This window comes from Snuella lapsa (assembly GCF_039539345.1).
Classification (GTDB): domain Bacteria; phylum Bacteroidota; class Bacteroidia; order Flavobacteriales; family Flavobacteriaceae; genus Snuella; species Snuella lapsa.
The window spans coordinates 18,708-31,972 of the sequence record NZ_BAABCY010000102.1 but is presented as its reverse complement, the minus strand read 5'-3'; the positions used below and the strand labels follow the sequence as shown (position 1 = coordinate 31,972).

Genomic DNA, 13,265 nt, shown 5'->3' with positions numbered 1-13,265 from the left:
GGCGGTGCCTTGAGCCCGTCGAAAGGTCGATTTTTACTGTTGGGAAAACCACGAGCATGAAACTGACCTTACCAGTTAAGCACAAAAGAGTATTGCCTAGAGCATGTGTGTGAAAATTTTACCTAAAAGGTGTCCTTAACTGATAATAATTAAAATACTGAAAATTAAATGTTTAACTTAAATTTATTCGTGTGAAAACACTAAAGATCTTTTTTCTTTTTATCGCAACATGGTTCTCATGTTCATTGACTGCTCAAAACTTAAAATGGGATGAAATCCATAATGGTATTTGGTATACTAGAATTGGAGAAGAGCAACCTATAAGTTTATTAAAAGCAGCAGAGATTATACCTGATACTAAGGCATTAGATAAACTTACAGATGTTGGTTTTCCATTGGATGAAACCAAAATAAATGCTGAGGTTATTAACGGCAAGACCTATTTACGGTTTCCGCTGCAAAAGGAAGAAGAACTTTACGGATTAGGCTTAAACTTTAAGACGCATAATCAACGAGGAAGGATTTTAAATCTTCATGTAGATCATTATGGTAATGGTGATTCTGGACGTACACATGCCCCCGTTCCTTTTTATGTGTCTACCAAGGGTTATGGCGTTTTAATAGATGCTGCTAATTATTTAACAGTATATGCAGGAACAGGCGTACGTGTCGATGCCGATGAAAAACCTGTATTAAGAGATCGGAATTCCGATCCTAAATGGGAAGCACAACCCTATTCTGATGCCGTTGAAATTTTAGTGCCAGCAGATGGAACAGAAGTTTATATTTTTGGAGGAAAGTCCATGCTGGAAGTTGTTCAACGATACAATCTGTTTTCAGGTGGAGGTTATTTACCGCCCAAATGGGGATTGGGCTTTACCCAACGGTTCCAACCTTATTTTCGGCAAAAGATATTTTAAAGGAAGTGGCCGATTTTGAGAGTCATAACTTTCCTTTGGATTTTATTGGCGTGGAGCCAGGATGGCAAACCATGTCCTATCCCTGTACGTTTGAATGGGAGAAAACACGCTTTCCAGACCCACAAAGTTTTGTGAGCACCTTATTGAATAAAGGCATACGATCTAACTTATGGATAAACCCTTACGTGTCTCCCCAAGGTAGCCTATACTCTAAGGTTGAGTCTTTATCAGGATCACACACCGTATGGAACGGCATCGTTCCCGATTTAACCATGAAAGAAACAAGAGAGTTATTCAAAGAGCACTTTTTTAAAAATCATTTGAATATTGGGGTAAGCGGCTATAAAATTGATGAAGTGGACGGTTTCGATCAGTGGTTGTGGCCCGATGTGGCTACATTTCCATCAGGAACCACGGCAGAAGAAATGCGACAAGTATATGGACTTTTAGTTCAGAATATGACCGGAAAATGGTTTAAGGAAATGAACCAACGTACTTATGGTTTGGTGAGAGCTTCCAATGCAGGGGCAAGTAGCTTTCCCTATGTGATCTATAATGATTATTACAGTCATAAAGATTTTATAACAGCGTTAATTAATAGTAGTTTTATTGGGGTGTTGTGGACACCCGAAGTACGCGCTTCGAAAAGTGCAGAAGAATGGTTGCGGCGTATGCAAACAGTTTGTTTTTCGCCTATGGCGATGTTAAATGCCTGGGCAGATGGTACTAAGCCTTGGTCGTTTCCCGAAGTAGAAGCACAGGTGCGTGATGTGGCACAATTACGCATGCGCTTATTGCCGTATATGTATACCGCCTTTGCCCAGTATCATTATGAAGGGATACCGCCCTTTCGAGCTATGCAATTACTAGAAGGGTTTACATTTAAAACAGAAAAGATTGAAGGGAAGTTGGACGGAACCGATAACCCTTATGCGGGGCATAAAACCAAAGAGGTACGTTATCAATACATGATGGGAGAAGCTATTTTGGTAGCTCCGATGTTTACCGGTGAAACATCTCGTGAAGTAGTACTTCCAAAAGGCAAATGGTATGATTTTTATACCGGAACATTTGTAGGAGAAGAGGAAATTATTACTATAGAACCAGGGTTGGATAAGATACCTCTTTTTGTAAAAAACGGGAGTATTATTCCTATGACAGGTGTGAGGAACAGAGCTCCGAAGCATGGTGAAAGAATGGATTTGACCATTCGACATTACGGTGATAAAGAAGGGCAATTTACTCTATATGACGATGATGGGGAGACCTTTGATTTCGAGGACGGTAAATTTTCCCAGATAGATATCAGAGTAAAAAAAGATAAGTCAGGACGTCTTAAGGGACATATTTCAAAGCCGGAAAAAGGGAAGCCGTACGGCTATAATAAAAAGGTTGTTTGGGAGTTTATGACGCAGAACTAGTGATTTGAGATCATGTTCTGTTGATTTGGCTATGTTTTTAATAAAAAAGAATTCCTCGACGCTTTGCGTCGGGGTTTCCTCTTACATTGTCATTCCTATGGAAATGGGAATCTCAATACAGAATTTCGGTTTTTGGCCTTGTGAGGTCAAAATGAAACGAGCAAAATCTGTACTGAGCATCTCGACAAGCTCGATACAGGCTCTGTCGTAGTATAACTCTATGGCTCTGCCTCGAGGATAGTTCGTTTCAAGAAATTCTTTATTACATTGCTATAATAGACCCCATGTAAATCAACAGTTTAATAATATTCGTATTGCTAGCCAACTTTTTTCGCAGTATTCTAAAGGCTTTGTTCATTTGAGATTCCACAGTCCTAATAGATACATTCATGAAATCAGCAATTTCAATATTGGTAAGGCCTTCCCGTTTACTTAGCAAGAAGGTCTCTTTACATTTTTGAGGCAAATTTTCAATCTCTATATTAATCAGGGCGATTTGTTTTTCTAATAGTTCATCGCTGTTATCTTCAATAATGGTATTTAAGTTTTCAAGGTGTTTCGCTTCTATGGCAAGCATTCGTTTATCTTTTCTCCATTGGTCAATAAATCCATTATAAACAGATTTGTATAAAAAGTTCCTTATCGATTTAACAGCATGTAATTTGTGCCGATCCATCCAAACTTTAATAAAAACGTTTTGTACAATATCTTGAGCGCCTTCATAATCACTGGATAAACTATAAATATAAGCGCAAAGCGGCTTATGGTAGGTATCCATTAGATATACCAAAGCTAGGTGGTTTCCCTTTTCGAGTTCACGAGTTAATATTTTTTGATCGGAAAAATCTAGATTCAAAAGTTATGGTGTCAAAAAAATTTTGGTTAAAATAAAAAAAAAATACAAATGCGTAAGTGTTAATGCATTTTAATACGTCTATGTAAAAAATAAAGACTGTTGATAGATAAAAATATAGAAACAATAATAGTAAAATACTTTTCTAAGTCCGCTTCAATAGAGGAGTTGTTTGAACTGACCGAATGGTTAAACGAGACATCGAACAATGCTGTTTTTATGGAGTTTGTTAAAGCTAATTATTTGGCAGACGTTAATATCGTTGACTTTGATACCGAGTTAGAAAAGAAAAAAATTCTTAAGAAAATACAAGAGCAAGAAAGAAGCCTTCGTAAAAGAAAGTTTATAACTGCTTTCAAGTATGCGGCTATGCTAATTATAGCATTAGGGATAGGCTCCTTTTTTATGTTTAGAGATCGGACAGCCAAAGAAGAAGCACAACCTGCTATGGTTGTTAATAAAGGTGCAGATATATTACCTGGTAGTGATAAGGCCATATTAACATTAGAGAATGGTTCCAATATAGCGTTAGAGAGTGGTGTACAAGTAAACTTAGAAGGACGTACTTTAGATAAAGAGAAGCTAGTCTACGACTCTAAAGTGAACGAAAAGAATGCTTTAGTACAATACAATTATTTAACCATCCCAAAGGGGGGGCGTTTTTTTGTACAGCTCTCAGATGGAACCAATGTATGGTTAAACTCGGAATCGAGACTCAAATATCCTGTGAATTTTATTCAGGGACAACCAAGGACAGTTGAATTATTATATGGTGAGGCCTATTTTGATGTATCCGAAAGTGTATATCATAATGGTGATGCGTTTATTGCTAAAACAGGTGTTCAGGATATTGAGGTCTTGGGAACAGAGTTCAATATAAAAGCCTATCAGGACGAAAATAATATAACTACAACCTTGGTAGAAGGGAAGGTAAAGGTTAATAACGGTATGGATCATAAATTACTTAACCCTTCAGAGCAATCATTGGTAAATAAGGAAAGTCAAACCATATCGGTGCATAAAGTAGATAAAGTGTTCGATGAGATTGCATGGAAAGAAGGCTATTTTAGTTTTAAGCGTATGCCTATGAAAGATATTATGAAAACGCTATCCAGATGGTATAATATAACATATACATTTAATAGTCCGGAGACTGAAAAGAAAAGCTTTACCGGTGTTTTAGACCGAGAAGTTAGTATAGACCAAGTATTAATTTATATCCAAAAAACCAATGAATTTAAATATAGAATAGAAGAAAATTCAATAATTATAGAATAAAAGAAAAGGAACAAAGTCGCCACCTCCTACAGTTTTAGACTTCATTCCCTTAACTAGTAAGATTAATCTAATTGTTTAACCAAACTAATGCAAATTTATGAAAATTAACTTTACCAAAGTTTTTCTCCATAGAAGAGAAAAATTACTTAAGATTATTATGAGAACATTTATTTTTTTGTGCATTACTTCGGCCTTTAGTTTTGTGCCGAATGACTTGTCTTCTCAAAATGCAAAAATTAAAGTCGATGCCGATAAAATTATTTCGGTTGCAGAAATGTTCGAACTTATCCAGGAACAAGTTGGCTATAAATTCGTCTATAATGACGAATTAATTGCTAATGCACCTAAAATTGAATTAGAGAAGGGTAAGATTCTAGCAAAAAAATTATTGGAAAGAGCTTTAAATCCAATAAACTGTACTTATGAGTTCACCGAGAACAAAACAATTGTTGTTCAGAAGGAAATTGAAGTAGTTAGTATTGCTCCACAAATAGCGGTAAGCGGAACCATTACAGATGCCAGTGGTATGCCATTACCAGGTGCCAGTATTCTTGAAAAAGGAACATCAAACGGAGCGCAATCTGATTTTGACGGTAATTTCACGCTTAATGTGTCAAGCAATGATGCAGTTTTGGTAGTATCTTATATCGGTTATGCAACAAAGGAGGTAGCTGTAGCCGGTCAATCTAACATTACCATTGCTTTAGCAGAGAATGCAGCTGCATTAGATGAAGTAGTAGTGACAGCACTGGGTATCAAAAGATCAAAAAGATCCTTAGCCTATGCAATAACAAAAGTTGATGGTGGCGATTTTACTGAAACCAGAGAAACTAACATTGCTAACGGATTAGCTGGTAAGGTAGCTGGTGTAAATGTATCAAGAACAGCTTCTGGACCTGCTGGATCTTCGCGAGTTATTATCCGTGGTAACTCCTCTTTAACAGGTGACAACCAGCCTTTGTACGTTATTGATGGTATTCCAATTGATAATGTAAACCGTGGGTCTGCTGGTGAATGGGGTGGATCTGATGGTGGTGATGGTATAGGGAATATCAACCCGGACGATATCGAAACCATGACGGTTTTAAAAGGTAGTACTGCGGCTGCATTGTATGGCTCTCAAGCATCTAACGGGGTTATCCTTATTACAACAAAAGGAGCTAAAATGAATCAAGGGCTTCAAGTAGAAGTAAATTCTAACTATGTTTTTGAAGAGGCTATCAATCATTTAGATCCGCAAACTGAATATGGTCATGGAGTTAATGGAGTAAAGCCAACCACAAGAACAGAAGCTTATGATGCTAGTGAGTTCTCCTGGGGAGCTAAACTAGATGGTTCCAGTGTTGTGCAGTTTGATGGTGTTAGCAGACCGTATTCATATTCTGGTAATAATTTTGATAAATTCTATAGAACAGGAAGCACGTTTACAAATACGGTTTCTCTAAGTGGAGGAACCGGTGGTTTAGGATATAGATTTTCTGTTTCTGATATGGAAAATGAAAGTGTTATGCCGAATTCTGGAATGAATAGACAAAACTTTAGCGTAAATTTAAACGGAAAAGGTTTGAATGATAAGTTAACATTTCAAACAAGTGCGTCTTATATGAAGCAAAAAGTATATAATAGACCAAGTTTAGCAGATTCTCCAGGCAATGCACATTATAGTGTATGGCAATTACCTGTTACTACAAATGTTTTGGACCTTAAAGGAGATCCTGATAGACCTGGAGCTCTTACATCTGAAATGGCAGAGGTATATGATCTTGAAGAAGGTTACGAGATGCAACCAGCAAGCTCAATATGGTATCAAAATCCATACTGGGCAGCATATCAACAAACAAATCAAGATTCAAAGAACAGAATTCTAGCAAGTACATCTATTCAATATGATATTAATGATTGGGTATATGTAAAAGGTAGAGCTGGTATTGACCAGTCTGACCGCTTGTATGGAAGCATTAGTCCTACAGGAACTTCTTACGACAGAACAGGTGGTATGAGTGAAGCACAACACCGATACGAACAAACCAATTTTGATGTTTTTATTGGGTCTCGTCATGAATTTGATAATGGTATTGCATATGATGCCTTAGTTGGAGCCAACAAAATGAGATTACAAGAAAATTACACAGGTGCAAGCGGAAATAACTTTGCATTACCATTTTTCTATTCGTTAGCTAATGGTATTAGTAATTCGGGATGGAGTTCTTTTTCAAAGTTAGGATCTCATTCAGTTTATGGTCAGTTAGAAGTTTCCTATAACAATTGGTTATTTTTAACTGGATCAGCGAGGAACGATTGGTTCTCGGTTTTGGATGGTCGCGATGTCTTTTATCCGTCTGTGGGATTAAGTGCAGTATTGTCTGATGTGTTAGAGCTTCCGGAGGCGTTCGATTATGTTAAAGTTAGAACCTCTTGGGCACAAGTTGGTGGTTCTGGAGGCATAGGCGCTTATTCATTAAATCAAAGTTATGGACTAGGAAGAGCGCATTTTGGAGTGCCTCAAGGCGGAATTAGTGGAGGCTTTGTTAGAAATGCGGGGCTAACTCCACTACTTGTTACAGAGCTAGAATTAGGTTTTAATGTGCAGCTTTTAAACAATAGATTAGGGGTCGATTTCGCTATCTACGATAAGAAAACTGAGGATGACATCTTGAATGCAGGGATATCTTATACTTCAGGGTATAGCTCTGCAAGAGTAAACGTTGGTGAAGTTACTAACAAAGGTATTGAATTACTACTAACAGGTACGCCAATTAAAACTGAAAACTTTAAATGGGATGTGTCCTTTAATATGAGTCACAATACCAGTAAAGTGGTAAGTTTAGTGGACCCAGAGAATGACGAAGAGCAATTTAATTTTGGAATAAGCAGAGCCAGACATGCTTGGGTAACACATATTGAAGGGAAGCCTTTTGGTCAAATTACAGGTAGTGTATACCTAAGAGATGCAAATGGAGACATTGCTTTAGATGCTAATGGATTACCACAAGTAGATACAGAAAGAGGGACTGTTGCTTTTGGTACAGGTGTGCATCCTTTTAATGCCGGTTTACAAAATAATTTTAGATATAAAGATTGGAGCTTAGGTTTCTTGATCGATATGAGAGATGGTGCGGTAGGGCATAGTGGAACCAACGCGCAATTATACCGAAGAGGGGTTCATAAAGCTACATTAGTAGGTCGTGAAAATGGACTAGGAGTTATTCCAGCTAGTGGTATTAGAGAATATTACACCAAAGTTTTCAATGACATTGCAGAAGAATTTATCTATGATGCAGGCTTTATTAAGTTAAGAGAACTTAGATTAGCGTATAACGTGCCATCTAAATTCTTAGACAAGACCTTTATTCGTAAAGCAACACTTTCGGCAGTAGGAAGAAACCTTTGGTTAATTCATTCAAATGTTGATAATATTGATCCGGAGTCTAGCTATAACAATGGCAATGCTCAAGGATTAGACTTCTTTGGTATGCCACAAACAAGCTCATTTGGGTTTAATGTAAACCTTACTTTTTAGTCATAAATAATAAATTTATAGAAATATGAAAAATAATAAAATTAGCATAAATATTGCGTATTTTTTTCTGATAATTATGGCTTTTTCTCTAACATCTTGTGCAGATGAATTAGCAGAATTGAATGAAAATCCTAATGCAATTGAAGACCTTCCTTATGGAATGCAACTCACGAGGAATCAGTTACATTTACCAGGTGGACAGTATGAAGTACGTAGAGCGGCTGTAGGTTGGGGAATGGCAGCTGTCCAACAATTAGCTGATGTTAGTATTGCTACCAGTATTTTACCGGGGGATAAATATATTGACTTTATAGATTATAGCTTTGCATTATATGATGATTATTTTACACAGGAAGCCAAAGATATAATCGATTTTGTAATTCGTACTGGCGAAGATCCAGAAGCCGTTAATTATAACGCTATTGGGCGTATTATGAAAGCCATTTCTTTTCATAAGGTTACAGATATGTATGGGGACATTCCATATTCTGAAGCGGGACTTGGATACATATCAAATACTTGGTTTCCGGTTTATGATCGTCAAGAGGCTATCTATGCAGATATGTTAAGTGAATTGGAAGTGGCGGCAGGTCAATTAAGTGCGTCTGCCGAATCTCCGGGAGATCAAGATATTATTTATGGTGGAGATATTACTAAATGGAGAAAATTAGCCTATTCGATGATGTTACGATTAGGGCTTAGGCTATCTAAAGTAGATCCAGCTGCTTCACAATCGTGGGTGCAAAAAGCTATAGCAGGAGGCGTAATGACCAGTTTAGATGATGTTGCTAAAATAGAGCATTCGCTCGATACTAGAATTAACCCAGTAAGTGAAGCTTTTCGTTTAGATACCTTTATTAGATTGAGTGATACGTTTGTAAGTTGGATGCAAGACAATAGCGATCCAAGATTAGATGTTCTGTCTTGGGTAGAATCAGGTGCACCGCATCAAGGATTACCAAATGGTTTAGACCCTACTACATTGATTACAGATGGACCTGCCGGTGGTGATCTTTCAGATTATTCACAGATTAATCAAATATTAGTTGATAGAGAGAAGCCATCAATGCTTATCACATACGCTGAAGTAGAACTCATGTTAGCTGAAGCAGCAGCAAGAGGATGGTATAACGGAGATGCCGAAGCCCATTATAATAATGGTGTTCGCGCAGCCATGGAGAACTGGTCTTTTTATGGTGTAAGTACGCCATCAACAGCCGAAGTAGATGCCTATTTAGCAGCAAATCCATATGATGCAAATAATGCTCTAGAAATGATTGGTGAACAATATTGGGCAGCAACTATGTTAATCCCGTGGGAATCTTTCTCTAACTGGAGAAGAACAGGGTACCCTGTATTAACACCTGTTAATTATTCAGGGAATGCTACTGGTGGTACGATTCCAAGACGTTTAAAATATCCAATTGTTGAGTTCAATGTAAATGCAGAAAATATAAATGCCGCAGTTGCTAATCAAGGACCTAATGAATATACCACCAGAGTATGGTGGGATGCTAACTAGGTTTAAAGAGATATTTAATTATTTAAAAATAGAATTTTTAAGTTAGTTTTTTGAGATTGTTAAAAAAGGTAGATTTTCCTAAAGAATTCTACCTTTTTTTAACTGTATTAGTTTAGTTAACTAATTAGTTAAATCAACTACTTAAAATAGATGATATATGTTGGTTAATTATTAATTTTATTTCATTAAATAATACCTTATATATGAAGAGAGTAGATATAAAAAGAAACATGTTTAATGTACTTAATTTAATTTGAGATGAGTATAAACAAAAGCAAGATTATATTAAAGTATCTGATGGTTTACACTCTTATATGTTGTGAAACAGTAATAGGGCAACAGATTCGAAATAAAGAGTCTGAAAATTTGTTTACATTATTAGATAGTGAGGATACAGGATTATATTTTAAAAATGAGATACAGGATTCATATGAGTCTAATATTTTAGTATATGAAGCATTCTATTCTGGAGCTGGAGTTGGTATAGGAGACTTAAATAATGATGGTTTACCAGATATTTATATGGCTGGTAATCAGGTTGAAGATAAGTTGTTCTTAAATTTAGGAGATTTAAAATTTAAAGATATTACAGCGCAAGCTGGAATTTTACAGCGTGGAGGATGGTCTACAGGCGTAAATATTATTGACATTAATGGCGACGGTTTTAAGGATATTTATGTATGTAAAAGTTTATATGATGACAGACCAGATCTTAGAGTTAATGAACTGTACATTAATAATGGTGATATGACATTCACAGAATCTGCAAGACAATATGGTATTGCAGATCCTTTTAGAGCAATGCATGCCAATTTTTTTGATTATGACAAAGATGGTGATTTTGATTTATTCTTAATTAATCAACCACCAAACCCTTCAATCCTATCACCGTTAAAAGGGAGAAATTGGTTAGCACCGGAGCTTACATATAAATTTTTTAAAAACAATGGCGCTAAGTTTGTTGAAGCTACAAAAGAGTCCGGACTTTCTAATGTGGGTTATGGGTTGAGTTCGGTTGCAGCCGATTTTAATAATGATGGTTGGCAGGATTTGTATGTTGCTAACGATTATGAAGGACCAGATTTTCTATATATTAATAATCAAGACGGTACATTTACCAATAAGATTAACGATTACTTAAAACATATCTCCTTTTTTAGTATGGGGACAGATGTTGGAGATATTAATAATGATGGGCTAATAGACTTGGCAGTCGTAGATATGGTGGCTGAAGACAACTATAGAATTAAATCGAACATGTCTGGAATGAATCCTAAAGAATTCTGGAACATTGTTGATTTAAAAGGTCATTACCAATATATGTATAATACCATACAGTTAAATCGTGGGATGAATCAAAATAATGATTTATTGTTTAGTGAAATTGGGCAAATGGCAGGAGCCTCTAATACCGATTGGAGTTGGTCCCCTTTATTTGCCGATTTTGACAACAATGGCTTTAAAGATCTTTTTGTAACAAATGGTATAAAGCGCGATGTTAGAAATACAGATGCCTTAAAGAAAATTGATAGCTACCTTAGCGAACTTTCACAAAAGTACCCATCATTAGATCCCAAAAAGGACATGCAAGAGTTGAGAAAGTTTATTTCTGTAGATAATATGCTAAGTTTCTTTCCTGTCCAAAAATTGCCAAATTACGTGTTTCAAAATAATGGTGATTTAAGGTTTACAAAATCATCTGATGCTTGGGGTTTAGGCCAAGAATCTTTCTCATCTGGTGCCGCCTATGGTGATTTAGATAATGATGGTGATTTGGATTTGGTTATTAGTAATGTTGATGAAGAAGCTTTTGTTTATGAAAATAAGTCTAATGAATTGTCAAAAAATAATTACCTAACTATAAAATTCAAAGAAGATGAAAAATATAAAAGTTTCTTTGGAACACGTGTCAGTATTTATTATGATAATAAGATTCAAAGTGGTGAATTAACGAGCGCAAGAGGGTTTTATTCAAGTAGTGAAGAAATGATTCATTTTGGTTTATCCAATGTAAAAAAAATAGATAGCCTAGTCATACAATGGTACAATGGAGGTAAGTCTACTATAAAAGAAATAAAAACAAATCAAGCACTTGTGCTTGATAGAGCACTATTAAAATCTTCTTCTAATATAATTTCGAAGACTATTAAGAAAACTATTTTTAATGATGTTACTCAAAAATTAAAGATAGATTACACCTATAAAGAGAATGATTTCGACGATTATGAAAGAGAAGTGCTTCTTCCTCATAAAATGTCAACTTTGGGACCATGTTTAGCTGTAGGTGATATTAATGACGACGGAAATGAAGACTTTTTTGTGGGAGGTGCAGTCGGAAACAATGGTCGTTTTTTTATTCAGAAGGACTCGGGGGAATTTTCTAAATCAACCAATGAATCATATAAAAGTTATATTTACTATGAAGATATGGGAGCTTGTTTATTTGATGCCGACTTAGATGGCGATTTAGATTTATATGTGTCAAGCGGAGGAAATGAATATAGGGAAGGAATTAATTTGTACCAAGATCGTTTATATGAAAACAATGGAACAGGAATATTTACAAGACATGAAAGGGCTTTACCAAAACTAACTGCCAGTGGCGGAAAAGTTATTCAAGCAGATTATGATAATGATGGAGATATAGATTTGTTTGTTTGTGGAAGACAAGTTCCAGGGCATTATCCAGAACCAGCAGAAAGTTATTTATTAAAAAACAATTGGAAAGAATCAAGTTCTTTAACCTTTGAAAAAATAGTTAATAACGATTTCACCAAATTAGGAATGGTTACTGATGCAAAATGGACGGACTATGATGGAGATAATGATTTAGATTTAATTGTAGTAGGAGAGTGGATGCCTATTATATTTTTTGAAAATGATAATGGCAATTTTAAGAAAAATGATCAGCTAGAAAACCTAAAAAATTGTACAGGATGGTGGTATAGTGTGGAGGCAGCAGATATAGATAACGATGGAGACCAAGACTATATTGTTGGTAACTTAGGTTTAAATTATAAATATAAAGCCACTGCAGAAGAGCCTTTTACTGTAAACTATGGTGATTTTGACCAAAATGGAAAAAATGATATTGTTTTAGGTTATTATAACTATGGAGAGCATTACCCGTTAAGAGGTCGCTCTTGCTCTACCCAACAAATACCAAATTTAAAAAATACTTTTAAAAGCTATAATGAATTTGCAGGTGCTAGTTTGATTGATGTCTATAGCTCAGATTTATTAAACCAATCGTTAGAATATAAAGCAAAAACATTCAGTAGTATATGTCTTGAAAACTTAGGAAATGGAAGTTTTAATATCCACGAATTACCAAGATTAGCACAACTTTCGTCAATTAATGATATTATTATTGAAGATATTGATAACGATGGAAAAAAAGATGTTGTTGTAGCTGGGAATTTATATGGATCTGAAGTAGAAACACCAAGAAACGACTCAAGTGTTGGGCTTTTTTTAAAAGGAAAAGGAAATTGTACGTTTACTCAGGTAGATATGCAAAACAGTGGTTTGAGTTTACCTTATGATGTAAAAGAACTAAAAACAATTACCATAAAAGGAGAAAAACATATTCTTGTTGGGGTAAATGATGGCCCGGTAAGAATAATTAAGTACGAATAAGTTTTAGAGAAACACAATGTTTAAAAACCATTTATCAATCTTATCTTTTATTTTCACTTTGTTTTTGTCTGTTTTTACTGGACTCACTCAAAGTAAAGATGCATTGTTTACA

At 35.5% G+C, this 13,265-nt stretch carries 7 protein-coding genes; 6 read left to right on the top strand and 1 reads right to left on the bottom strand.

Going from position 1 to position 13,265, the window contains the following annotated elements; genetic code table 11:
• The first annotated feature begins 191 nt into the window (after positions 1–191).
• Complete coding sequence (locus tag ABD792_RS18170; protein WP_345007832.1) at positions 192–920, top strand: hypothetical protein; 729 nt, start codon at positions 192–194, stop codon at positions 918–920.
• On the top strand, positions 863–2,341 hold the full coding sequence (locus ABD792_RS18165) for a glycoside hydrolase family 31 protein (protein WP_345007830.1): 1,479 nt from the start codon (positions 863–865) through the stop codon (positions 2,339–2,341). The genes ABD792_RS18170 and ABD792_RS18165 overlap by 58 nt, the downstream gene beginning before the upstream one ends.
• A 262-nt stretch (positions 2,342–2,603) precedes the next feature.
• Here ABD792_RS18165 and ABD792_RS18160 read toward each other — a convergent pair whose 3' ends face one another.
• Positions 2,604–3,197, bottom strand: coding sequence for an RNA polymerase sigma factor (locus tag ABD792_RS18160; RefSeq protein ID WP_345007828.1), 594 nt, complete (start codon positions 3,195–3,197; stop codon positions 2,604–2,606).
• A gap of 99 nt (positions 3,198–3,296) precedes the next feature.
• On the opposite strand from ABD792_RS18160, the gene ABD792_RS18155 reads away from it, so the two are divergent.
• The 4 genes from ABD792_RS18155 to ABD792_RS18140 all read left to right on the top strand — a co-directional run bounded on the left by ABD792_RS18155 (position 3,297) and on the right by ABD792_RS18140 (position 13,153).
• Positions 3,297–4,472, top strand: coding sequence for a FecR family protein (locus tag ABD792_RS18155; RefSeq protein WP_345007826.1), 1,176 nt, complete (start codon positions 3,297–3,299; stop codon positions 4,470–4,472).
• A gap of 157 nt (positions 4,473–4,629) precedes the next feature.
• Complete coding sequence (locus tag ABD792_RS18150; protein ID WP_345007824.1) at positions 4,630–7,992, top strand: SusC/RagA family TonB-linked outer membrane protein; 3,363 nt, start codon at positions 4,630–4,632, stop codon at positions 7,990–7,992.
• A 25-nt stretch (positions 7,993–8,017) separates the two neighbouring features.
• The gene (locus ABD792_RS18145) at positions 8,018–9,514 is read left to right on the top strand and encodes a SusD/RagB family nutrient-binding outer membrane lipoprotein (RefSeq protein ID WP_345007822.1); all 1,497 of its coding nucleotides are present in this window, start codon (positions 8,018–8,020) and stop codon (positions 9,512–9,514) included.
• Positions 9,515–9,772: 258 nt separating this feature from the next.
• Positions 9,773–13,153 (top strand): VCBS repeat-containing protein, encoded by a 3,381-nt coding sequence (locus ABD792_RS18140; RefSeq protein ID WP_345007820.1) that lies wholly within the window; start codon positions 9,773–9,775, stop codon positions 13,151–13,153.
• The last annotated feature ends 112 nt before the right edge of the window (positions 13,154–13,265 follow it).

Coding starts and splice junctions, on each gene's coding strand:
- ABD792_RS18165 (WP_345007830.1), top strand. CDS start 863: ATGGGGATTGGGCTTTACCCAACGGTTCCAACCTTATTTTCGGCAAAA.
- ABD792_RS18150 (WP_345007824.1), top strand. CDS start 4,630: ATGAGAACATTTATTTTTTTGTGCATTACTTCGGCCTTTAGTTTTGTG.
- ABD792_RS18145 (WP_345007822.1), top strand. CDS start 8,018: ATGAAAAATAATAAAATTAGCATAAATATTGCGTATTTTTTTCTGATA.
- ABD792_RS18140 (WP_345007820.1), top strand. CDS start 9,773: ATGAGTATAAACAAAAGCAAGATTATATTAAAGTATCTGATGGTTTAC.